Origin of the sequence: Amycolatopsis sp. cg13, assembly GCF_041346965.1 — a bacterium.
In the GTDB taxonomy this organism is placed as follows: Bacteria; Actinomycetota; Actinomycetes; order Mycobacteriales; family Pseudonocardiaceae; genus Amycolatopsis.
On sequence record NZ_CP166848.1, the window covers coordinates 1,596,773 to 1,619,256 of the forward strand.

Annotated in this window: 19 protein-coding genes; 12 read left to right on the forward strand and 7 right to left on the reverse strand. The window is 68.8% G+C overall.

The features are described from left to right. Nucleotides 1-6 precede the first annotated feature (6 nt). From AB5I40_RS07095 to AB5I40_RS07115, 5 genes are read left to right on the forward strand one after another with little or no spacing between them, the layout of a single operon-like run. Nucleotides 7-414 (forward strand): hypothetical protein, encoded by a 408-nt coding sequence (locus AB5I40_RS07095; protein WP_370937616.1) that lies wholly within the window; start codon nt 7-9, stop codon nt 412-414. After that, nucleotides 411-713 carry an acyl carrier protein gene (locus AB5I40_RS07100; protein ID WP_370937617.1) on the forward strand — a complete coding sequence of 101 codons (303 nt, stop codon included), beginning with the start codon at nt 411-413 and terminating at the stop codon, nt 711-713. Before AB5I40_RS07095 ends, AB5I40_RS07100 begins: the two co-directional genes overlap by 4 nt. After that, nucleotides 710-1,723 carry a hypothetical protein gene (locus tag AB5I40_RS07105; RefSeq protein ID WP_370937618.1) on the forward strand — a complete coding sequence of 338 codons (1,014 nt, stop codon included), beginning with the start codon at nt 710-712 and terminating at the stop codon, nt 1,721-1,723. The genes AB5I40_RS07100 and AB5I40_RS07105 overlap by 4 nt, the downstream gene beginning before the upstream one ends. Then, nucleotides 1,723-3,129: an amidase family protein gene (locus AB5I40_RS07110; protein WP_370937619.1), complete on the forward strand. Its 1,407-nt coding sequence runs from the start codon at nt 1,723-1,725 to the stop codon at nt 3,127-3,129. Before AB5I40_RS07105 ends, AB5I40_RS07110 begins: the two co-directional genes overlap by 1 nt. 24 nt (nt 3,130-3,153) lie before the next feature. Beyond that, the gene (locus tag AB5I40_RS07115; protein ID WP_370937620.1) at nt 3,154-4,353 is read left to right on the forward strand and encodes a 3-deoxy-7-phosphoheptulonate synthase; all 1,200 of its coding nucleotides are present in this window, start codon (nt 3,154-3,156) and stop codon (nt 4,351-4,353) included. Nucleotides 4,354-4,372: 19 nt separating this feature from the next. On the opposite strand, the gene AB5I40_RS07120 is transcribed toward AB5I40_RS07115, so the two are convergent. Next, nucleotides 4,373-4,936 carry a MarR family winged helix-turn-helix transcriptional regulator gene (locus AB5I40_RS07120; RefSeq protein WP_370937621.1) on the reverse strand — a complete coding sequence of 188 codons (564 nt, stop codon included), beginning with the start codon at nt 4,934-4,936 and terminating at the stop codon, nt 4,373-4,375. 95 nt (nt 4,937-5,031) lie between these two features. Between AB5I40_RS07120 and AB5I40_RS07125 the strand changes: the two genes are divergently transcribed. From AB5I40_RS07125 to AB5I40_RS07140, 4 genes are all read left to right on the forward strand, one after another. Then, nucleotides 5,032-5,757 carry an SDR family NAD(P)-dependent oxidoreductase gene (locus AB5I40_RS07125; protein WP_370937622.1) on the forward strand — a complete coding sequence of 242 codons (726 nt, stop codon included), beginning with the start codon at nt 5,032-5,034 and terminating at the stop codon, nt 5,755-5,757. 17 nt (nt 5,758-5,774) lie between these two features. Beyond that, complete coding sequence (locus AB5I40_RS07130) at nt 5,775-7,247, forward strand: MFS transporter (protein ID WP_370937623.1); 1,473 nt, start codon at nt 5,775-5,777, stop codon at nt 7,245-7,247. After that, nucleotides 7,244-8,833 (forward strand): tyrosine 2,3-aminomutase, encoded by a 1,590-nt coding sequence (gene cmdF, locus AB5I40_RS07135; protein ID WP_370937624.1) that lies wholly within the window; start codon nt 7,244-7,246, stop codon nt 8,831-8,833. The genes AB5I40_RS07130 and cmdF overlap by 4 nt, the downstream gene beginning before the upstream one ends. A gap of 68 nt (nt 8,834-8,901) precedes the next feature. Continuing rightward, on the forward strand, nt 8,902-9,906 hold the full coding sequence (locus tag AB5I40_RS07140) for an aldo/keto reductase (RefSeq protein ID WP_370937625.1): 1,005 nt from the start codon (nt 8,902-8,904) through the stop codon (nt 9,904-9,906). A gap of 547 nt (nt 9,907-10,453) precedes the next feature. Here the strand turns inward: AB5I40_RS07140 and AB5I40_RS07145 are convergent. After that, the gene (locus tag AB5I40_RS07145) at nt 10,454-12,349 is read right to left on the reverse strand and encodes a dihydroxy-acid dehydratase (protein ID WP_370937626.1); all 1,896 of its coding nucleotides are present in this window, start codon (nt 12,347-12,349) and stop codon (nt 10,454-10,456) included. Between the two features lie 708 nt (nt 12,350-13,057). Here AB5I40_RS07145 and AB5I40_RS07150 point away from each other — a divergent pair. Further along, the gene (locus AB5I40_RS07150; protein ID WP_370937627.1) at nt 13,058-16,999 is read left to right on the forward strand and encodes an AAA family ATPase; all 3,942 of its coding nucleotides are present in this window, start codon (nt 13,058-13,060) and stop codon (nt 16,997-16,999) included. Between the two features lie 38 nt (nt 17,000-17,037). Then, nucleotides 17,038-17,577, forward strand: coding sequence for a DUF2165 domain-containing protein (locus AB5I40_RS07155; RefSeq protein ID WP_370937628.1), 540 nt, complete (start codon nt 17,038-17,040; stop codon nt 17,575-17,577). On the opposite strand, the gene AB5I40_RS07160 is transcribed toward AB5I40_RS07155, so the two are convergent. From AB5I40_RS07160 to AB5I40_RS07180, 5 genes are all read right to left on the reverse strand, one after another. Beyond that, nucleotides 17,519-18,241: a hypothetical protein gene (locus AB5I40_RS07160; protein ID WP_370937629.1), complete on the reverse strand. Its 723-nt coding sequence runs from the start codon at nt 18,239-18,241 to the stop codon at nt 17,519-17,521. The two genes, AB5I40_RS07155 and AB5I40_RS07160, sit on opposite strands and share 59 nt — an antisense overlap. A gap of 57 nt (nt 18,242-18,298) precedes the next feature. Beyond that, the gene (locus tag AB5I40_RS07165) at nt 18,299-19,303 is read right to left on the reverse strand and encodes a PQQ-binding-like beta-propeller repeat protein (RefSeq protein ID WP_370937630.1); all 1,005 of its coding nucleotides are present in this window, start codon (nt 19,301-19,303) and stop codon (nt 18,299-18,301) included. Between the two features lie 4 nt (nt 19,304-19,307). Further along, nucleotides 19,308-19,490: a hypothetical protein gene (locus AB5I40_RS07170; protein WP_370937631.1), complete on the reverse strand. Its 183-nt coding sequence runs from the start codon at nt 19,488-19,490 to the stop codon at nt 19,308-19,310. Nucleotides 19,491-19,878: 388 nt separating this feature from the next. Continuing rightward, nucleotides 19,879-20,322, reverse strand: coding sequence for an enediyne antibiotic chromoprotein (locus AB5I40_RS07175; protein WP_370937632.1), 444 nt, complete (start codon nt 20,320-20,322; stop codon nt 19,879-19,881). 267 nt (nt 20,323-20,589) lie between these two features. Beyond that, entirely contained in the window at nt 20,590-21,645 is a 1,056-nt protein-coding gene (locus tag AB5I40_RS07180) for a ParB N-terminal domain-containing protein (protein ID WP_370937633.1), read from the reverse strand. Between the two features lie 497 nt (nt 21,646-22,142). Here AB5I40_RS07180 and AB5I40_RS07185 point away from each other — a divergent pair, with 497 nt between their 5' ends. Then, nucleotides 22,143-22,472 carry a trypco2 family protein gene (locus tag AB5I40_RS07185; protein WP_370937634.1) on the forward strand — a complete coding sequence of 110 codons (330 nt, stop codon included), beginning with the start codon at nt 22,143-22,145 and terminating at the stop codon, nt 22,470-22,472. The last annotated feature ends 12 nt before the right edge of the window (nt 22,473-22,484 follow it).

Genomic DNA, 22,484 nt, shown 5'->3' on the forward strand with positions numbered 1-22,484 from the left:
GAAACCATGCCCACTGTCACCATTCGCACCGCCGAATTGCCCACCGCCGAACGCCGCGCCATCGCCGTGCGGCTGACCCGCTGGTTCTCCGACCACGACAGCGACCGCAGGCATGTGGTCGTGCGGTTCGAAAAGACCGAAGAGGGCACGGTGTTCGTCGGCGGCATGCCGATCGAAGCTCTCCCGCACGACAGCGAAGGACTGCACCACGCGAGTGTCGTCTGCTGCGTGTCGGTCGGGCGGGATCACGTCTTTTACGAAGAGCTGGCCGCCGTGCTCGCCGACGCGCTCGGCATGACCGCCGGAACTCCGTTCCTCTACCTGGAATTCCGGCCCACGCCCAAGGAATCCGTGTACTTCGGCGTCCAGGGACGACTCCGTCGCGCGGACGCCACCGGAAAGGGAAACCGATGACCTCCTCCCCCGTGCCCACCCTCGACTCCCTCCGGACCCGGACCCGCTCCGTGCTGGCCGGTCTGTTCGGCCCGGAAATCGACGACCTGCCCGAGGACGCGCCGCTCCCGGAGACGCTCGGCGACCGCTACGACAGCCTCGGTGCGATGGAATGCGTCACCGCCGTGGAAAAGGAATTCGGCATCGAGGTCGACTTCGTCGAGCACGACGTCCGGTACACCTTCGCGCGGATGGACCGCATCGCCGAGTTCGTGCACTCCCAGCTGGAAGACCGGGCCGTGTTCGGAGGAGCCCGGTGACCGCGCCGGAAGTCGAGTTCCGCACGTCCGGGCACACCGGTTCGCCCGCGGTGTGGCTGCGCACGCCGGACCAGCTGCGGGCCGAGGCCGGACTGATCGCGGACGAACTCGTCGGCGACGTGGAGCAGATCGCGAGCTTCGCGCCGGTGGAGCACCTGTTCGGCAGGCTCTTCGCGCAGGTGCTGCCGGAGATCCGCGGCATTCCCGTGCACCACCTCACCCACGCGCCGGCGGGCTTGCCGCCCGAACTGGAGCAGAAGCGCACGCTGTTCGTCTGCCTGCCCGCCAGCTGGCTGGTGCTGCGGCACCTGCTCGGCCAGGTCAAAGCGCTGCCCTCGGCGGTCGCCCTGCACGGGACCGGGCCCACGGTGCAGGCCACCGGCGAGGTGCTGGCCGCGTTGTCCGGCACCGGTTTCCGGGCGTTCGAACTGTTCGGGTCCACCGAGACCGGAGGGGTCGCGCACCGGGAAATCGCGCCGCCGGGCAGCGAAACGGGACGCTGGCAGCTCCTGCCCGACGTCGAGTTCGCCGATCCGGACGAGGGCCCCGGCCAGTGGCTGCACATCCGCAGCCCCCGGCTGGCCCGGCGCGGCGACATGGCCGCCCGGCCCGAAACGTGGCGGCTGCCCGACGTGATCCGCCGCGAGGGCCGGTCCTTCGAGTTCCACGGGCGGGCCTCGGCCCTGATCAAGGTGAACGGCGAGCGGGTGAACCTGGAAGAGCTCTCGGCCGCGCTGCGGAACTCGGTCGACGGCATGGACGTGGCCTGCCTGCCCGTGCGCGATCCGGTCCGCGCCGAGCACTACGAACTGTTCTACAGCCTCGACCGGGAACACTCGCGCCAGCAGATCTCCGCCCGGCTGCGGGCGGTGCTGCACGATTTCACCCCGCCGCGGGCGATGCACCGGGTGCGGCGCATTCCCCGGACCGCGACCGGGAAGATCGCGGTCACCGCCCTGTACGCGCTCGCGCAACAGGGACCCCGCGCGGCGCTGGAAGAGGCGATCTGATGGCCGCCCCGGCCCGTCCGCTCCCGTCCGATCCCGCCGCGGCGGTCAGCGGCTACGCCGAGGCCGCGGGAATCTCCTGGCCGGACGACCGCCCGGCGCTGCCGGATCTGCTCGGACTTCCGCTCGCCGACCGGTGCCGCCTGCACGAGCTGGGCGAATGGGACGACCGGAAATGGGCGGAGCAGAACGAAACCTGGCACGCCGTCGCCGACGCCCGGTACCGGGCGGTCACCGCGCGGCGGGGCCCGGGAGCGGGCACGCCGCTGATCCGCGTCGGCGTGAAAGACACCGTCGACGTCGCGGGCCTGCCGACCTCGCTGGGCCTGCGCCATTACCGGCACCATCCGGCCGCGTCGGCCGAAGCGCTCTCCCGGCTCGCCGGGGTCGAGCGCCAGGTGATCGGCAAGGTCGTGAGCACCGAGCTGAACATCGGCGTCGGCTCCGGCTGCGTGAATCCCTATTTCCCGCACATCGACCCCGCGGGTTCGAGCACCGGCGCGGGCGTCGCCGTCGCCGCGAACCTCTGCGATCTCGCGATGGGCACGGACGTCCTCGGGTCGGTGCGCTGGCCGGCCGGGCACTGCGGCACCGTCGGATTGCGGATGACCCACGATCCGGGGCTGCTGCGCGGCATCTTCCCGCTGTCCCCGCCGATGGACGCGGTCGGCTGGGTGGCGCGCACGGCCGAGGATCTCGCGTTTCTGTGGCAGCGCCTGGGTTTGCGCGCCCTGCTCGGACCGGCCGGGCAGCCGTTGCCTTCCCGCTGCCGCATCGGCGTGCCCGTCCACGTCCGGGAAGGCTCGTGCAGTCCCGAAATGCTGGAAACGCTCGACCTGGCCGCGTCCGCGCTGGCCGACGACGGCAACGAGATCGCCGACCTGAGGGTGGACGACCTCTGGCAGCACCGCGGCTCCGCCTGGCAGCTCTGCGCCCGGCAGGCATGGGACGGCTACCAGCTCTGGCGGCACTGGATCACCGTGCCGTTGCACGCGAGCACCGAACAAGCGCTGGAAGTCGGCGCCCGGGTCAGCGACAGCCAGTACGCGGAGATCCTCGACGCGATGTTCGCCTGCCGGCAGGGCAACGCCGCCCGCTTCGGCGACCGCACGCACGCCTGGCTGCTTCCGCTGGATCCCTCTCCCCCGCCCGATCTGCGGACCAGCCGCCCGGTCGCCACCACCATTCCCGCCCCCGGCGAGCCCGGCTACGACCGGCGGATCGGCTACACCCCGATCGCCAGTTTCGCCGGGCTGCCCGCCATCGCCGTGCCCGTCCGGCTCAGCCCGGTGAACCGCGCCCCGCTCGGGGTGCAGATCGTCGGGCCGCCCGGCGGCGAAGAACGCCTGATCGACCTGGCCCGGCGGGTCCAGCTCCGGCTGGCGCCGTCCGACCTCCGTCCCGCGTGATCACCCCCTCACCAGGAGACCGCGATGATCCCCCGCGCAGTGCTGGAAATCGCCGCCGCCCATCAGCCCGCATGGCCCGCACCGGACGCGGTGGCCGCGGTGCGCAGCGAATTGCGCGCCCGGCCGCCGCTCGTCGACGCGCAGTCCTGTCACGCGCTGGCCGGCGAACTCGAATTCGTCGCCCGCGGGGAGGCCGTGGTGATCCAGGCGGGCGACTGTGCCGAACTGTTCGCCGATTCGGGACGGCACCGGATCCAGGCCAAGGCTTCCCAGCTGCACCACCTCTGCGAAACCGCCGAAACCGCCGGAGTCCCGACGGTGCGGATCGGCCGGTTCGCCGGGCAGTTCGCCAAACCTCGTTCCTGTGCGACGGAAACCCTGGCGGACGGCGAGGAAATCCCGGTCTACCGCGGGGACGCGGTGAACGGCCTGAGCCCGACCGCCGAGGCAAGGCGGCCTGATCCGGCTCGCATGCTGACCGCCTACGACGTCGCGGCGCGCGGCCTGGACGCGCTTTTCATGCGGCAGCTGCTGCTTTCCGAGGGCAGCAGCGGAATCAGCTCGATGCTGGCGCCGACCTACATCAGCCACGAAGCGCTGTTGCTGGACTTCGAGCAGGCGCTGCTCCGCCACGACCCGGCCCGCGGCGGCAGCTACGCTTCCTCGGCGCATCTGGTGTGGATCGGCGAGCGCACCCGGCAGCTGGATCACGCGCATCTCGCGTTCGCCGAGCAGATCACCAACCCGGTCGGGGTGAAGATCGGCCCGACCGCGACCGCGGACGAGCTGAACGCCGTCGTCGACCGCCTGGCCGCAGGGCATCGGCCCGGCCGGCTGAGCCTCATCATCCGCATGGGCGCGGAGAAGATCGCCGGCCGGCTCCCCGCGCTGGTGGCCTCGCTCGGCTCGCGGGCCGGGCACGTGACCTGGCTCTGCGATCCCATGCACGGCAACACCCGCAAGACCGGGAGCGGGCGGAAAACCCGCGTGGTGACGGAGATCCAGGCGGAGATCAGGCACTTCTGCCGGATCCTGCGCGAGCACCGGGTGCATCCGGGCGGACTCCACCTCGAGGTGAGCCCCGACCCGGTGACCGAATGCGTGGACACGCCCGCCGAGCTGACCGGCGCGCTCGCACTGGACAGGTACGAGTCCGCCTGCGATCCCCGGCTGAACCCGGTTCAGGCGCAGGAGGTCGTCCGGCATTTCACCCGGCTGCTGTGAGTCCTGGCGGCGGCCGGCCCTAAATCGCCGAGCCCACGTCGCCGACGTGCGAAATGCCGTGGTCGCCGCACCGCGTCTGCACTTCGCCGAGGAGGGTCCGCAGCAACTCGGCGAGCTGGGCCCGCTGCTCGCCGCTGAGCCCGGAAACCAGTTCGAGTTCCCGCTCGAGCACCCGGTCGACGGTCTGTTCCACCAGCGCGTGCCCGGCCGGCGTCAGCGTCACGTACACGCTCCGCCCGGGCGGTTCGGTGTGCCGTTCGACCAGTCCTTCGCGTTCCGCCCGTGCCACCCGCTGCGAAATCGCCCCCGCGGTGACCAGGGTCAGCCTCGCCAGTTCGCGGGTCGTCAGCGAGTACGGCGGCGAACTGCGCCGCAGCACGCTGAGCAGGTCCAAAGTGGCCGAATCGACGCCCGAGTCGAGCAGCACCCGGCGGCGGTCCTCGCCGAACAGCTTCGCCAGCTGCCACAGCCGGGTCACGATGCCGATGGACTCGGTGGACGTGCCCGGCCGTTCGCGCTGCCAGGCGGCCTCGATCTCGTCGGCCGCGTCCGGCGCGGGGGCATTCCCGGACGCTGCGCTCATCCCGGACCTCCACCTCGGTTGTCGGCTACGCTGCGGGCAGCCTATCATTTAGGCCTAAACGTCAATCCAGGCCAGCGAACACGAAGGAAGGCTAGATGACTCGGACAATCCTGGTCACCGGCGGGGGCACCGGCATCGGCCGGGCGGTGGCGGCGAAGTTCGCCGCCGCGGACGCGGTCGTGCACATCACCGGGCGACGCGAAGAAGTGCTGGTCGCGACCGCCGCCGAACTGGGCCCGGCGGTGCGTCCGGTCGTCTGCGACAGCACCGACCCCGATCAGGTGACCGCCGCGCTGGCCGGGCTCGAAGGGCCGATCGACGTGCTGGTCAACAACGCCGGCGGCAACACCGACTTCGATCTGCCCGAGCAAGACGGGCTGGCCGGGGTGCTCGCGCGCTGGCGGGCCAATCTGGACGCGAACCTGATCAGCGCGGTGCTGACCACCGCCGCGGCCGAGCCCCGACTCGCGGAGGGCGGTTCGGTGATCCACATCGGGTCGATCGCCGCCGACCAGGGCTCCGGGTCCTACGGCGCGGCCAAGGCCGGGCTCGCGTCGTGGAACGTCGACCTGGCCCGCCGTCTCGGCGCGCGCTCGATCACCTCGAACGTGGTCGCGCCCGGCTACGTCCGCGAGACCGAGTTCTTCCGGGACAAGCTGCCCGCCGAGCGCGCCGAGCAACTGGTCGAGGCGACCAGCACCGGTCGCGCGGGGATTCCCGCCGACATCGCCGAAACGGTGCACTTCCTCGCTTCCGCCGGCGCCCGGCACATCACCGGGCAGACCTTCGGGGTCAACGGCGGCGCTCACCCGACCAGGTAGAAAGACACGAGACGAGAATGGTTGCCTCCGCGGAAGCGCCTCCCTCGGCCGCGCCCGGTTTTCGCGACTGGGCCGGCATCGGGGTCGTGCTGCTGGCCACGTTCATGGGCCAGATCGACATGTTCATCGTGAACGTGGCCAGCCCGCCCATCCAAGCCGACCTGGGAGCCAGTTTCGGCCAGATCCAGTTCGTCATCGACGGTTACGTGATCGCCTACGCCGCGGGCATGGTCACCGGCGGCAAACTCGGCGACCGGTTCGGCCGCAAGAAGGTCTTCCAGTACGGCGTGGCGTCCTTCACCGCCGCGTCGCTGCTGTGCGCGCTGTGCCCCACCGCGGAGCTGCTGATCGCGGCGCGGGTGGTGCAGGGCGCGGCCGCGGCCGTCCTGATGCCGCAGGTGCTCTCGATCATCCAGGGCACCTTCGCCCGGCAGGAAGACCGGCGGCGGGCGATCGGGGCCTACGGGTCGGTGATCGGGCTCGGCGTCGTGGCCGGGCTGATCGGCGGCGGCCTGCTCTTGGAGGCGGACGTCGCCGGCCTGCGCTGGCGGACGATCTTCCTGATCAACGTGCCGATCGGGCTGGTCATCCTGCTGATCGCGCCGTCGACGGTGCGGGAGAGCCGCAGCGCGGCCGCCGCACCGCTGGACATGGCGGGCACCGTGCTGACCGCGTCCGTGCTGCCCGCCCTGCTGATCCCGTTGTCGATCGGCCCGGAACAGGGCTGGCCGCTGTGGACCTGGCTCTGCTTCGCCGCCACCGCGCTGCTGACGGCGGTCCTGTTCCGGTTCGAGAACCGGCTCGCCGCGCGCGGCGGCGATCCCCTCCTGCCCGCCCGCCTCCTGCGCAGGCGCGGGTTCCCGGCCAGCATGGCCACCGTGACGGTGTTCTTCGCCGGCAACGCGGGCTATTTCCTGGTGCTGACTTACTATTTGCAGTCCGCGCTGAACCTGAACCCGATGAGCACCGGCGTGGTGTTCGTGCCGCTGGGCGCCGGGTTCGCGGTGGCGTCGGCGGCCGGCCGCAGGCTGGCCGAGCGCTACGGCACGCGGGTGCTGATCACCGGCGCGCTCCTGATGACCTTGAGCTTCGTTCCGATGCCGTTCATCGTGCGCGCCGAGACCGGCACTCAGGCGTTCGCGCTCGCGGCCACCATCGGCCTGTCCGGAATCGGGCAGGGCCTCGTGGTTTCGCCGTTGATCGGCATCGTCATGGCCCAGGTGCCCGCGGATCTGACCGGGGCGGGTTCGGGCGTGCTGAACACCGTCACCCAGGCCGCGATGGCGCTCGGGGTCGCGGGGATCGGCACGCTCTACCGCGCCGCGCTCGGCCGCAACCCGCAGGACACGGCATCGGTCCCCGCGGGCGGCTTCGGCACCGCGTTCGTAATCACCTGCGGGGTTCTCGCGCTGCTCGCCCTGGCCACCGCGGCGCTGAGCTGGTTGCTCGGCCGCCCGGGAACCGCGAACGAGGCAGGAGTGACATCGTGACGGCAGACGGCGATCAGCCGGTCGAACTCGACGGCGCCAAACTGGATCTCGACGGCGTCCGCAGGATCGCCGAGGGCCGGGCGCCATGTGCGGTGACCCCGGCAGCGCTGGCCGCGGCCGAAAAGAACCGCGCGTCGTTCGAGAACCTGGTGCGCCGAGGCGTTCCGGTTTACGGCGTCACCACCGGGTACGGAGAACTGGTGCACCACCCCGTCGGCGCCGGCGACGAGGTGGCGCTCCAGACGAATCTGATCCGCAGCCACAGCACCGGGGTCGGACCGCTCTTCGCCGAGGACGAGGTGCGGGCGATGCTCACGGCCCGGCTCAACGCACTCGCCAAGGGCTGTTCGGCCGTGCGCCCCGCGGTCCTCGAACGGCTCGCGGCGTACCTGAATCTGCGCATCACCCCGGCGGTCCCGGAAATCGGGTCGCTGGGAGCCAGCGGGGATCTCGCTCCGCTCGCGCATGTCGCCGGCACCCTGATCGGCGAAGGCTACGTCCTCGAGAACGGCGAGCGGACTCCGACCGGCCCGGTGCTGCGGCGGCACGGGATCGTGCCGCTGCAGCTGCTCGCCAAGGAAGGCCTCGCGCTGATCAACGGCACGTCGGCGATGACCGGGATCGGCGCTCTGGTCGTCAGCCGCGCGCTCGACCAGGTACGGCAGGCGGAGATCATTTCCGCGCTGGTCGTCGAGGTGCTGCGGGGCTCGACCGGGCCGTTCCTCGCCGAAGGCCACGAACGGGCGCGTCCGCACCCGGGCCAGATCGACACCGCCGCCAACCTGCGCACGTTGCTGAGCGGAACCGGGCTCGCCGTCGACCACGCTGAGCTGTCTCGCCAGGCTCGCAGCGGCGACGAAGAGGTCTATTTGCAGAAGGCTTACACCCTGCGCGCCGTGCCGCAGGTGCTCGGAGCCGTCCGCGATACGCTCCGGCACGCCGAGACCGCGTTGCGGACCGAACTCAACTCCGCCAACGACAATCCGCTCTTCTTCGGCAGGGACACCGAAGAAGCGATCTTCCACGGCGCGAATTTCCACGGCCAGCCCATCGCTTTCGCCATGGACTTCTGCACCATCGCGCTCACCCAGCTCGGCGTGTTCTCCGAGCGCAGGACGCACCGGCTGCTGAACCGGCACCTCAACGACGGCATGCCCGAATTCCTGATCGCGCAGAGCCCCGGCCTGCACAGCGGGCTGGCCGGGGCGCAGTATCCCGCGAGCGCGCTGGTCGCCGAGAACCGGACGATCGCCCCGGCCAGCACGCAAAGCGTGCCTGCCAACGCGGACAACCAGGACGTAGTCAGCATGGGCTTAATCAGTGCCCGCAACGCCCGCCGGGTACTGGCGAACAACAACTGGATCCTCGCCGTGGAACTGCTCGCCGCGGCCCAGGCCGTCGACGTGTCGGGCCGGTATTCGCATCTCAGCCCGCTCGGCCGCGTGACCTACCACCACGTCCGGGCGATCGCCCCCGCCTTGCGCGAAGACAGATATCTGAGCGACGAGATCGAGGCACTGGCCGCGGCGATCGCCCGCGGCCACTTTCTCGACGCGATCGTTCACCACGGGGCCGCCCTGCGGTGACCCCGGCCGCATCGCCGGCCCCTCGACGCCATGGCCTCGAACCCGTTGACAGCCAAGGGAGGCTCCCGTTGACGTTCGACGACGTCTTGCCCACCCGCGTCCTCGGAACCGACGGTCCCCTTGTGTCCGCGCTCGGACTCGGCTGCTTCGGCATGAGCCACGCCTACGGAAACGCCGACGAGGCCGAATCGATCGCCACCATCCATCGGGCGCTCGACCTCGGCTGCACCTTCTTCGACACCGCCGAATGCTATGGCCCCTTCCACAACGAGGAACTCCTCGGCACGGCGCTGCGCGGCAGACGCGACAAAGCCTTCATCTCCACGAAGTTCGGCTGGGAATACACCCCGGCCGGCGCCCGCGGCAAGCTGAACAGCCGGCCCGGCCACATCCGCCGCACCGTCGACGCGATGCTGACCCGCCTGCGCACCGACCGCATCGATCTGCTGTCGCAACATCGGGTCGACCTCGAGGTCCCCATCGAAGACGTGGCCGGCGCCGCGGCCGAACTGATCGCCGACGGCAAGATCCGGTACTTCGGCCTTTCCGAAGCCGCACCCGCCACGATCCGGCGAGCGCACGCCGTCACCCCCGTCACCGCGCTGCAGACCGAGTACTCGCTGTGGGAACGCCACGTCGAAGCCGAGATCCAACCCCTGTTGCGGGAACTGGGCATCAGCCTGGTCGCCTACTCCCCGCTGGGCCGCGGATTCCTGACCGGAACCGCCAAACCCGCCGAGGAGTACGCCAAGGGCGACCACCGCAGGACGGACCCGCGCTTCCGACGCGAGAATTTCGCCGCCAACACCGCCATCGTCTCGACGGTCGGCGCCGTCGCCGCCCGCGTCGACGCGACACCGGCGCAAGTCTGCTTGGCCTGGCTGCTGACCAAAGGCCGGGACATCGTGCCGATCCCGGGCACCAAGCACCCTCACACCCTCGTCGAGAACCTTCAAGCCGCGTCCCTGCGCCTCAGCGCCGAAGACATCGCGCAGCTCGACAACGCCGTCCCGCCTGGGACGACAAAAGGCATGCGCTACCGGGAATCCGCCATGCATCTCAACGGCCGCTGACTGCCGCGGGCCCTGTTCCCCGGCGGTCCAGGGGCGACGCGAGCAAGGGCGCTACGCTCCCGAACCATGTCGGCAGACGCGCCCCTCGCAGCGGTTCGTGCCGAACTCAGCCCCGAATTCCACCAGTTCGCCATCGGAACCGGCAATGTGCTCGCCGCCGCGCAGCGCCTCGCCGAGCAGCGATCCGGCGAAGATCCGGCGACCTCGTCGGGTGCCTGCGTGCTGTTCACCCTCCGACCAGGAATCGCCGACGTCCGGCTGGCCGTCGAGGTCTGGGCCGCGCCTCCGCCCGCTCTCGTGGCTCCGGTGCGGCGAATCACCGGTGTCCTTGTGGCAGACAGCGAATTGCTCCGGATCGTTTCCATGGCACCGTCGCCGAACGATCCCACGCTCGCTCTTCCCAGTGCCGGGGACTACTCCGTCGCCGCGTACCTGACCGAGGTGTCGCACGAGTACGACGCCGTCTTCGACCTCGATGCGAGAACGGAACACTGGCTGGTTCACCTGTGGGGATCTCCGGTGGAGTCCGGCAGAAGCCCCGGCCGTGTCAGCGAACAGCCTCCGCCATCCCCCCGCCATCGATCGCGGACGCGGCGAGCGCACGCATCCGGCGGAGCAGACGAGTCGACACCGGCCGAACTAGCGGATGAACACCCCCGTTGGCAGCGGCGGCTTCCTGCCACTGAGCGACACGCGCCTGGTACACAGCAGGATCAGCCAATTCCGTGCACTCAAGGGAATCGGTGTTCAGATCGACAGTGATCGTGTCACCGTCCTCGACGAGCGCGATCGGCCCACCGAGGGCGGCTTCCGGGCCGACGTGGCCGATGACCAGGCCGACCGACCCGCCGGAGAACCGGGCGTCCGTCATCAGCGCGATGGAGATGCCTTTCGTCCGGCACAGCGCGGTGATGCGCGAGGTCGGGTCGAGCATCTCGGGCATGCCGGGCGCGCCCCGCGGGCCTTCGTAGCGGATGACGACCATGTCCCGGTCCGCGAACTCGTCGGGCGTCTCGATGAGCGCCCGCAACAGTTCCTGCTCGCTGTCGAAGACGCGCGCCCGTCCCTCGAACCGGCCGTCGACGACGCCTGTCTCAACGCCGGCCAGTTTGATCACCGCGCCGCCGTCGGGGGCGAGGTTGCCGGAGAGCAGGCGCAGGCCGCCCGTGGGCTTGAATGGTTCGGCGGCGGAGAAGATCACGCGACCGTCCGGGGCGGGCGGGTCTAGCCGCTCGATCTGTTCGCCGAGGGTTTCGCCCGTGCAGGTCAAGGTGGAGCCGTCGAGCAGGCCGTGCCGGAGCAGTTCCGCCGCCACCGCTTGCAGGCCGCCGGCGGCGTCGATGTCCACCATGCTGTACTGCCCGAACGGCCGGGCGTTGACGAGCACCGGGACGGTCCGGGAGAGCCGGTTGAACTCCTCCTGGGTCATCACCTCGGACCAGAAGTCGATGCCGGCCGCGCGGGCGATCTCCGGGGCGTGCAGGACCACGTTCGTCGACCCGCCCAGCGCGATCGCGACGACGGCGGCGTTGCGGAACGCGAGCGGGGTGGCCAGATCGCGCGGCGTTATCCCGCGTTGCGTCATGATTTCCAGGCAGTCCACGATCTGCTCGGGGAACTCCTCGACCCGCCGCGGGTCCTCGGACGCCGGCGACACCATGTGCAGCGGCTCCAGCCCCAGCACGGCGATGAAGGACTGCATCGTGTTGTAGGTGAAGATCCCGCCGCAGCTGCCGTGCCCGGGACAGGCGTTGCGCGCCCACCGCTCGCGCTTGGCCGCGTCCGGGTCCCCGGCGACCTGGAAGCAGCTGACCAGATCGATCGTTTCCCCGGTTTCGGGATCCGTGCCCGGCCGGATCGAACCGTCGGAGAGCACCACGGCGGGCACGTCGCGCTCCAGGATCGCCGCCGTGGCGCCGACCGGGGGCTTGTCGCACGCCACCACGGCGACGATTCCCCGCATCTCGCTGCCCTCGAAATGCAGCGACAGCCCGTCGTTCGTCGTCTCGCGGCCGATCAGCGAGTACCGCATCTGCGGGGTGCCGTTGCGCTGGCCGTCCGAGATCCCGCCCGAGTAGTTCGGGGCCAGCAGCCGGACGGGCAGGTCGCGCTCGCGGATCCGGCGCGCGAGGGCATCGTGGATCGCCGTGACCTTGTCCGTGACGCCGACGTAGCAGACGCTGTCCCCCAAGGTCCCGACGACGCCCCACGCGTCCCCGTGGATCTTGTCCACGTCCTGGCCCAGCGACCGGGCCGTGGCCACCGCCTGGCAGTCCTGGCCCGGACGCCACACATCCCGGCGGCTCGACTCGTCCATCAGCTCTCCCGTCTTCGACACGATCGTCCCCATCGTCGCAGATCCGGCCGGGAGCGCAGCTCGGGCGGGGTTCGCCGAAGCCGCCATGATCTCGGCGTCGCCCGGTGCGGCTCGGGGCAGCGACACTTCTCCCTGCGACCGTCGTTTCGGCGGCTGGAGCGAGTTCGAAACGTATGCGCACCAACGGGCTGGCCGAACACCGGCGAGTTCGTGACGGCCGCGGACACTCGTCAAGGCGAGGCGACGGGGCTGAGCGAGCAGCGCCCGCGCGCCCCGTCACCTCTTTCCTCGCCAGATCACGAGGCCGCTGGGGGCCGGCTCTCGCGAAATACGATCTGGCGATCCCGCGCCATGGTGGCGGCGCAGTGTCCGGCTTTCTTCCTTGTGTCACCGCGGCGTCGCACGAGCTGCCCCCTCGACAGATCGTGCGACGCCGAACCCGGTGCCCGGACGAGCTGACGCCGCGGCCGCGGTCTTCCCGTCCAGTCTGGTGCCGCTGCGTGCCCAGTGGATCTTCCTGACCGGCTTGCCGTCCGGAAACACCGAGGTCACAGACCCAATCAGGTTTTCCGGTCCGGACAGCCGAACGTGCACAGCTGCCCCGGCAGTCCCCTAAACCCAGCCCCGGAAAAGATCACCTTGCGTTCTCGAGCCGCGGTGACCACTATGAATCTCCGCCCGGCAGCGGCAGCCGCATAAGCACGCACGGCACCCTGACTGCAGTGGCGACATCGGCTTGGGGAGGGCGATGAGGTGGGCTTCGAGCCGCGTGGGTTATTCGCGGAGCGTTTCGCGCTGCTCTACGCCGAAGCGGGCGATCCTCCGCTGAAGCGGGTGACCGAATCAGTTCTGCGAGCGCGACGGGCCGACGAACGGGGTCGTCCCGTCAGGGTCGCGGCGCAGCGGGTCAGCGACTGGCGACGAGGACGGAACGTCCCTGCCCGCTTCGCCTCGCTGGCGGTCGTCCTGGAGATCCTGATCGGGCAGGCACGCCAGTTGCGTCCCGCCCCGGTCGTGCCCGACCTGTACAACCTGGCTGCCTGGCAAGAGTTGTGGAAGCAGGCACTCGACAGCCCGATTCCCGGCGCTTCCGCAGCTGGTGACATCCCTGAGCGGCCCGGATCCGCTGACACCTGCCCTTACCGGGGCCTGGCGTCGTTCAGGCAAGAGGACGCCGGTTCCTTCTTCGGACGCCGTCGCAGCACCGACGCCCTGGTCGCCAGGTTGGCGGCCAAGACAGGCGCGGGCGTGGTCATGCTGATCGGAGCGTCCGGAGCCGGGAAGTCGTCGCTGATCGCCGCCGGTCTGCTCCCGAGGCTGGAAGAGCCCGGCAGCTGGACAACCGTCACGATGACGCCGCGCGACAATCCGATCCGCGAACTCGCCGCACGGGTGCCCGAGCTTGAGAATGCCGTAAAGCTCTTGGCTGATCTGCGCAGCGCGGAAGCCGACGACAATTCCACGGCACTGGGACAAGAGGAATCTGACGGCATCGAGGCCGATTTCCTGGCAGCGGTTGAGGTCGCCATCGCGGAACACCTCGACCGCAAAGCGCGATCGACGACTCAGCTGGTGCTGATCGTGGACCAATTCGAGGAAACCTTCACCCTGTGCGCTGACGAGTTCCAGCGAAGCCTGTTCGTCCGCACTCTTCACGCCATCAGCAGCTCCGCTTCAGCCGCCAGCGGACGGCCTGCTGTCGTCTTGCTCGGGTTGCGGGCCGACTTCTTCGTCCATTGCCTCGAATACCCGGAACTCACGGCCGCCTCGCAGAGCGGCAACCTGCAGGTTCTCGGTCCGATGACCACCGGCGAGCTGCGCGAGGCCGTCACCGGCCCCGCGAAGTCGGTCGGCCTGCAACTGGAGCCGGGGCTCGTCGACTTGATCGTCCGCGATGTCGGCGCCGGTGCGGCACGCACGCACACCGGATCGGCGGAAAGCCTCCACGACGCCGGAGTTCTGCCTCTGCTGTCGCACGCGTTGCTGGCGACCTGGCAGCATCGCCAGCCCGGCCGGCTCACCGTCGAGGCATACCAGGCAGCCCGCGGAATCCGGGGTGCGGTGGCCGCGACCGCGGAACGGGTGTGGGGCGACCTGGACGAGCGAGGGCAAACAGCCGCGCGCGCGATTCTCCTGAGGCTGGTGCGAGTCAGCGAGGACATGCGGGACACGAGGAGGCGGTCGACCCGGCAGCAGCTGGTCGACCAGGCCGAGGATCCCGCGTCCGCCGAAAAGGCGCTGGAAATGCTGACCGCGGCCCGGCTGGTCACGCTCGACGAACGATCGGTCGAAATCACGCACGAAGCCCTGCTGCAAGCCTGGCCGCGGCTGCGGAGCTGGCTCGATCAGGACCGGGCCGGCAACCTTCTGCGGCAACGGCTTGAAGAGGACTCGACGTCCTGGGACAGCCAGGATCGCGACGCGTCCTTGCTCTACCGAGGCGCGCGCCTGGAGGCGGCCGCGCAGTGGATGAAGGCAGCCCCGGCCGCTGACGTAACGAGCACAGCCCAGGAATTCCTCGCCGCATCCTCCCGGCACCGCCGCCGAAACAGCTGGGCCCGGCGCGCCGCCATGGCCGCCGTGGTCGTCTTCGCCCTCGTCGCGGCGTCAACGGCGGTGGTCGCCATCCGGCAACGGGACGAAGCCCAGTTCCAGCAGGTCGTCGCCGAAGCCGACCGGCTGCAGGCGTCGGACCCTTCGCTGGCGGCACAGCTCGATCTCGTCGCGCACCAGCTGCGTCCAGCCGATCAGAATGTGCTGACCCGGCTGCTCGCCACCCAACAGAGCCCGCTGGCCACACCGCTGACCGGCCACAACGGCGCGGTGTACTGGACCGGTTTCAGCCCCGACGGAAATGTCCTGGCCACCGCCAGCGCCGACCGCACGGTCCGGCTCTGGGACGTCCGCGACCGCGGCCGACCGCGTCAGCTCGGGGTTCCCTTGGCCGGCTTCGGAAGCTGGGTCGCTTCGGCCGTCTTCACCCCGGACGGCCGCACGCTGATCACCGCCGGCGACGACCACACGATCCGCCTGTGGGACGTCGCAGATCCCGCCCGCCCGCATCCGCTGGGATTTCCGACCGACAGCGGCGGCGGCACCGTTTACACCGCCACAGTCAGTCCGGACGGACGCACCCTGGCCGCCGCCGCCAGCGATCGCACGGTACGGCTGTGGAACATCTCCGACCGCGCGCACCCGGTCCCGCTCGGAAGCCCGCTCGCCGGCCACACCGGACTCGTGCGGACCGTCGCGTTCAGCCCGGACGGCCGCACCCTCGCTTCCGGCGGCAACGACCACACGATCCGGCTCTGGGACGTCGCCGACCCCGCCCGGCCGGCGCCACGAGGACAGCCGCTCCTCGGCCATTCCGGCATCGTGCATTCGGTGGCTTTCAGCCCCGACGGCCGCACTCTGGCCAGCGGGAGCGAAGACAAGACCGTGCACCTCTGGGACCTCTCCGCGCCAGGGGGTCCGGCCGTTCTCGGCAAGCCTCTCCTCGGACACGTCGGAGAGGTCTGGCAAGTCGCGTTCAGCCGGGACGGCCGCATGCTCGTCTCCGGAGGCGACAGCACCGCGCAGCTCTGGAACCTTTCCCGCCCGTCCGAGGCGGTGCCGCTGGGCAAACCGCTGTCCGCCAGCAACGGCAACGTTTTCTCAGTCATGTTCAGCCCGGACGGACATACCCTCGCCGTCGGCAGCGGCGACGGCGCGGCGCGGCTGTGGTCGATACCCGATCGCATACTGCTGGGTCACGAATCACCCATCGCATCCTTGGCTTTCAGCCCGGACGGACGCCTCCTGGCCGCTGGTTCCGAAGACAACGCCGGGCAGCTCTGGGACGTCACCGACATAACGCATCCACATCCGCTGTGGCTCTCGAAGACGGGCCACAGCGGGGCCGTCAGCTCGATCGCCTTCAGTCCCGACAGCCGCATCCTCGCCACCAGCAACTACGACAGCACAATTCAACTCTGGAATGTCGCCGCTCCCCCGAGCCCGGCTCCGATCGGATCTCCTCTCCGGCTGAAAACAAAATACGGAAGCCCCGTTCTGTTCAGCCCGGACGACCGCCTTCTGGTCACAGCCGACGACGATCGAAGCCTGCAACTCTGGGACATCCACGACCCGGCAGATCCGGTGCGCATAGGCCAGCCGATTCCCGGCAGCACCCCGTCGAACGTGAACTCGGCGGCGTTCAGTCCCGACAGCCGCATCCTCGCGGTCGGCAACGACGACAGCACAGTGCAGCTCTGGAATGTCGCCGACCCCGCACATGCGGCACGCCTCGGACTCCCTCTTGCCGGGCACACAAAACCAGTGCTGTCCGTCGCGTTCAGCCCCGACGGTCGCATCCTCGCCACCGGCAGCGATGATCAAACACTCAGGCTGTGGAACATCGCTGATCCCGCGACCCCGCTGGGCCGGCCTCTCGTCGGGTACACCGAGGCCGTGAACTCCATCGCGTTCAGCCCCGACGGCAGGATGCTCGTAACCGGCAGCACCGATCGAAAATTGCACCTGTGGACCGTGTCGGCGGCGGACGCGACGCCCCTGGGCCAACCGATAGGCATCGATCCAGGCATCGTCCATATAACCCCCTTCTATCCGCACGGGAAAATCCTGGCAACCGGCGGAGAAGACGGCGCCGTCCGAATCTGGGATCTCGACGAGCAGCAGGCCATCCGGCGAATCTGCGCGTCGACCGGCAACGTCCTCACTCCCCGGCAATCGCAACTGCACATCCCGGAAATATCCTACCGCGCACCCTGCGAATAATTCTCTGGAACTTCACGACAAACAGATAAGGTCCAGCCATGCGCATCTTCAGCAGAATCGGCACTCTCGCCGCCGCGGCCACAGTTCTCACCGGGCTGACAGCCTTGCAAATGACCCTTGTCGTCGTCGGCAACATCACGGACTTCGATACGAATCGAGAATTCGTCCATCACGTCCTGGCAATGGACACGACATTTCAGTCACCGCACATGATGTGGCGTGCCATCACCAGCCCCGGTCTTGCCGACACCGTTTACGTCGCCATCATCGCGTGGGAGCTGCTCACCGCGCTGGCACTCATCGCCGGTTCTGTCGCTTGGATACGGTCTCACGTCGCCGGTCGCCCGCTGTCGACAGCGAAACAGCTGTCCAGCCTTGGCTGGGTGTTGCAGCTGACGCTTTTCGGGGTCGGCTTCATCGCGATCGGCGGAGAATGGTTTCAAATGTGGCAATCCAGCAAGTGGAACGGCCTCCAGCCGGCGCTGCAAAACCTCATCATCGCCTCGTTCGGCCTCGTGCTCACCCATCTCGCCAAGAATGATTCGAGGCACGCGGCGGGTGTACCGGACGAGAGCTGACAGGCTGCTCCTTCCGGGAGCACGGCGGCCCTTCCGAACGGAACGAACAGGACTCGATGTCGAGGACCCGGGCGAGAGCCGCGATGACCGAGGAGGCGCAGCCGGGCAGATTCCTGGCGGCCCATTCGGTCGCCAATGCGAGGAAAACGACGAGATCGTTCTCGACGGCGGCAAGCAAGCGCTGGAGTGCCGCGGCCGGGAGTTCGATGACGGGGCTGTCGCTCCGCTCCGCGTCGACGGTCAGCCGGACGAGGTCGCCGCGACGTTCAGCGCACGGGGTGGGATCGTGCCCGAACCAAGCCTGGCCGCCGATCTCCAGGACGCGGTTCCACTCGCGCCAGTCCTCCAGGCCGCTGCAACAACCCGGCAGCAGCGCGCCCGAGGCGGTGTCCGTCACCCGCAGGCCGCCGGACGCAAACAGGGTGTCGACCGTGAGCAGGCCGTGCAGGAACGACCCCAACTCGTCGGCAGGACGGGGCGGACGGCCGTTATCGCCCGGGTCGACGTCGTTGCAGCTGGCGATGCACATCAACACCGTCCCGACCTCACGGGCCGTGAGACCGCCACCGAGCGCGAGATAGCTGCCCGGTTCGAACTCCGCGACCGGCCAGAGGCCGAAGCCGTCCCGCGCGTTCACCTCGACAACCGGTTGCATCGTGATCACCTGCGCAGTGTCGCGCGAACCCGCTGTCCCCGCCTCCCATTTATCCGGTCCGCCGGCCTAACCTTCCAACCACGCGCTATTCCTGATCGTGCTGGCGAGCAGGGTGCCCTTGGTCAGCGCGAACAGCTGGTCGGTTGCGGCCCCACGCAGCGCCAAGATTCTCCGCGCCACGTTGGTGCGCTTGGCGAGCCGTCCGTCGGAAGTCAGGTGGTACAGCGTCCCGTCGGTGCTGGCGGCCAAGAAGCCGTCGGCCGTCGGGACGACATCGCCGACCAGTCGCTGTCCGACATTGACGCGCCACAGCGGGCGTCCCGCGGTGGGCTCCACAACGGTGTAGCCGCCGCGAACTTCCGGCATCCACAGCAATCCGCCCGCATGTTCCGGCGCCGCAGCCGCGAGGTCGGCATCGGCCCGGACGAACTCGCGGACCGTGTCGGACGACAGGACGATTTCAGCCAGTGCGCGCGGGCCGCAGCGCAGCAGGAAGCGGCCGGGCCCGGCCTCTGCGACAACGGATCCGGCGTCGTTGTCCGCGAGCGGCTGCGGCAGCCGCCATGCGGACAGTTCCCGGCCGTCGCGCCGATCGATCAACCGAACCCGGGTACCGGCCGGTTCGCCGATCAGGAAACCATCGCCGGCGGGCACGGGCAGCACGGTGTGGATTCGACGCTCGGTTTCCCAGCGGAGCTGCCCCGTCGCGAGATCGAACGCGCGCAGCGGCGTGTATCCGCGCCAGCCGCCCACGAGCACCACGTCCGCTGAAACGACCAGGTGTCCGGGGACAGCGGGAACGTCGGCGGACCAGATCCGCTCTCCGGTCGCCAGGTCCAAACAGGACAGTCGAGGGTTGTCCTGCGGGATCGCCAGACAACGATCACCCACGATGACCACCGCACGCGGCCACGTGCCGAGGGGAACATCCCACCGCACAGAACCGTCTGCCGGGTCGAGGCTCACCAGCCTGGTGCTGCGCTCGTGCACGATGACCTGTCCGTTCGTCACCGCGAAGCCCGAGGCAACGCCGCGCTGGTGCAGCGGCCGCTCCCACCCCACTTCGATCACCGCATCAGACCATCACGATCACGTGACCGGCGGCAACCGGAAAGCGAACGCTGAACAAGAAGGTGTCCCAGGCGCAGCGCGAACTCGCCCAGCCGCTGGTCGAACGGTACGACGAGGTGGGCACGTCCAAGTCGACGGCGGGCCCTACGACCGAAACGGCGACCTCCTCGTCGCCACCGCCAAACATGTGGCGACGGTTCAAGACCAAGCAGTGCTTCGCCTGTTCTGACGAACCCAGACGCAGCGTAGCGAGGGTTAAGCGTCTCTTTCGTCCTCCGGCACCGCAGGGCGAGCGGCGTGAACGCTTCGCTACCGAAATACGCACGTCAAAACTCGACGAAGCGAAGCCAAAACACAGCTGGCACTGCCATAAACCGGACTACTCGCCAAACGTCGGAGATCTTGCAGCCGAACGCCGACGGCACTGTCAACATCGGGGCAGCTTGGCACCCATCGGCAGCGGACGCGCACAGCTCCGATGATCATTCGCATGCGGCCCGCCCTGTTCGCCCACGGAAGAAACGGCGCTGCCCCGGCCGACGGACCGGGGCAGCGCGATCAAACAGCTTCCGGGCTCAGTTGAACGAGATCACCGCGGCCGCCTGCTCGTTGAACGAATCGTTGGTGACAGCGACTCCGCAGACCGAGACCGCACAGTCCACCAGGCCGTACGGACTGCCGTCGGCCTTCACCCCTTGGAAGGTCTTCGTCACGACCAGCTTGCCGGTCAGACCGCCGTTCGCGTCAGTGGTCACGTGCTGAGAAGTAGCCTGCGCGCACACGACTTCAGTGCCTGTCGGCGAACACTCGCCGACCCGCACCTGCTCGTTGCCAGTGAACCCGGAAGCCGTGTAAGAGACGGTGTCACCGCTGTTGAGACCGGTGGACGGTGTCGCCGTGACCGCCTGCGGGCCAGCCAGGGGGTCAGCCGAGGAAACCGACTGCCCAAGTGCGGTCAGCCCGAGCGAGAAAGCGCAAATCGAAGCCCCGAAAGCGATTCGACGACCAATTAGATTCATTTTCACTCCGTTTCATATCTGGATACGTCAACGCTCACAAAAGATTTTCATATTGCCAGAACGGCAGATTCCATCCTAGCCGCGAAATCAAAGGACGTCCATCCCGCGGAACCCGAACCCCGATTCACAAAGCAGCGCGACTCAATCATTCGACAGAAGCATTCGGGCACCATAATTGGCACTGACGCCCGAATGGAGGTGCCAGTACCAGTGACGAGCACTGTCTGAGCGGACCAGCCCACACGACGAAGCAGCGAACTCATCAGGTCATCCGGCTGTCCCGTCCGCGCTCTCTACAGCCAGCCGTTCCGCAACCTTCTGCCACATCTCCGCGCAGCCCTCCGCCAGCCCCAGCACCGTTTCCTTGCAGTGGTCGGGCACGTTGGCGATGATCCGCTCCCAATCCTGCTCGGTGACGGCATTGACGTCCAGCAAGCGCAGCAGCATCCGGCCCGCCCCGCTCAACCGCAGGGACGGGTCCCCGCGCAGGCCGCGAAGGACCAGCGCCCGCTCCTGGGCGAAGATTCTCCCGGCTGATCCGCCGCCGTCAGGACGCCGGTGGCCGCGGCCGGCCTGATCGGCGGTGCGGCGCAACCGTTGCGGCACCGGATCCGCACCGCGGCGAATCCTGGCCAGAACATCCCGGACCGTCCCTGGGGCGAGACCAGCAGAGCGGGCGATGTCACGCAGCGAAGCGTCCGGGTTCTCGGCGATGAGGCGAGCAGCCAACTCCCTGCCGCCCGCACTGTTGATCGGCCGCACGCGACCGTCAGCACCCACCCGGTTGTGCAACTGCGCGCCGCGCCCGGTTGCACGCTGGCGGAGCCCGCCGACAGTGTGCGGCGACAGTCCGGCAGCGGCGGCGATCACCCGATCCGACCAGCTCGGACAGGAAGCGATGATACGAGACGCCGCCGCCGTCCGGTCGGCCAAAGAAAGGGGCAAGCCATGGCTTATGTTCTCGCACACCCCGAGAACATAAGCCGCAGTGTCGTCTCCGTCGAAAAAAAGGACTTCGATCTCCCCCGCACCGCGCAGCACCTGAGCCCGCAGCCGGTGCATTCCGTCGATCACCCTCATCGTGCCCCGTTGCACGATAATAGGCGGCAACTCCGCACCCGATTCAGCGAGCGTTCGCACATGCTCATCGTTCTCGCCGTTTATCCTCGGCGAGTCGGCAGCCAGAAGTGCTTTTATCGGAACTCGAACCGGTGCCCGACGTCGAATTCCTTCCGCCATGGCCAGTACTTTTCTACGCTCTTTGCCAACCATACCAGTGTCATCAGAGACACTCGACGACTCGACCACAATCCCCCCGTGCATCAACGACAGCGTGGTACACACAACACGCGATTCGAACCATCAACTCATATCGACTACCCAATTCCTCCACATGAACACACCTCGCACGTCCGAATGGGCTAACAGGACAATCCGAGCGAATTTTTTACCGCCGAGTTCCGTATTCGACATGGTGATCCACACGAGCCACCCGGTCAAGCAGGTCGGAATCGCGGCGTCAAGAGCGCCTATCAAGTGCGGATTCAGCTGTTCGCCGGCGCGAAAGACCTCGGACTGCGGCGACAGCCGGGGCGAACACCGTTCCGGACCGCCCAGCTCCTGAAGCCGCTTGCAGTAAGCTGATCAAGTCATCCGGCTCCAGGACGATGGAGTCCGTGACGCGAGTCGCCATTGGTGAAGACCTGATGCCGCTGCAGGACGGGGCGATCCGAGTGCTCGATGCGCACGGGTGCGTCGTCGCTGCCGGCGACGGACCCCGCCTCAGCAACCGCCCTCGGCCGGTCTGCCACTCTGTGTCAATGGAAATCGAGCTGAGGGACGCTGTCGTCGCGTTGCGCGACGAACTCCTCGATGCGGCAGCGACGGCCTCGGACGAGCCGGTGGAGTTCGTCGTCGGGCCTGTCGAACTCGAGTTCGGAGTCGAATTGCGCCGGGACGCCAAAGGAAAGGCGGGTTTCAAAGCCTGGGTCGTATCCGCCGATGTCGAAGGCTCCGTCACGTCCGGCCGGACGCACAAGGTGAAGGTGACCCTCACGCCTCGTCGGACGGGCGGCGGTGACTTGCTGGTCGCGGGCGAGCGAGTGCGCCCGGAGTGCCCGGGCGGAGTCCCGACGGACAGCGAGCGCTGAAAGGATCCGTGC

Excerpts from the sequence above, each read along its gene's own strand:
- AB5I40_RS07120 (WP_370937621.1), bottom strand. The coding sequence starts at position 4,936 with ATGAGCGCAGCGTCCGGGAATGCCCCCGCGCCGGACGCGGCCGACGAG.
- AB5I40_RS07180 (WP_370937633.1), bottom strand. The coding sequence starts at position 21,645 with ATGCACGGGGGGATTGTGGTCGAGTCGTCGAGTGTCTCTGATGACACT.
- AB5I40_RS07155 (WP_370937628.1), top strand. The coding sequence starts at position 17,038 with ATGCGCATCTTCAGCAGAATCGGCACTCTCGCCGCCGCGGCCACAGTT.
- AB5I40_RS07115 (WP_370937620.1), top strand. The coding sequence starts at position 3,154 with ATGATCCCCCGCGCAGTGCTGGAAATCGCCGCCGCCCATCAGCCCGCA.
- AB5I40_RS07185 (WP_370937634.1), top strand. The coding sequence starts at position 22,143 with ATGGAAATCGAGCTGAGGGACGCTGTCGTCGCGTTGCGCGACGAACTC.
- AB5I40_RS07095 (WP_370937616.1), top strand. The coding sequence starts at position 7 with ATGCCCACTGTCACCATTCGCACCGCCGAATTGCCCACCGCCGAACGC.
- AB5I40_RS07110 (WP_370937619.1), top strand. The coding sequence starts at position 1,723 with ATGGCCGCCCCGGCCCGTCCGCTCCCGTCCGATCCCGCCGCGGCGGTC.
- AB5I40_RS07100 (WP_370937617.1), top strand. The coding sequence starts at position 411 with ATGACCTCCTCCCCCGTGCCCACCCTCGACTCCCTCCGGACCCGGACC.
- AB5I40_RS07125 (WP_370937622.1), top strand. The coding sequence starts at position 5,032 with ATGACTCGGACAATCCTGGTCACCGGCGGGGGCACCGGCATCGGCCGG.
- AB5I40_RS07175 (WP_370937632.1), bottom strand. The coding sequence starts at position 20,322 with ATGAATCTAATTGGTCGTCGAATCGCTTTCGGGGCTTCGATTTGCGCT.
- AB5I40_RS07130 (WP_370937623.1), top strand. The coding sequence starts at position 5,775 with ATGGTTGCCTCCGCGGAAGCGCCTCCCTCGGCCGCGCCCGGTTTTCGC.
- AB5I40_RS07170 (WP_370937631.1), bottom strand. The coding sequence starts at position 19,490 with ATGTTTGGCGGTGGCGACGAGGAGGTCGCCGTTTCGGTCGTAGGGCCC.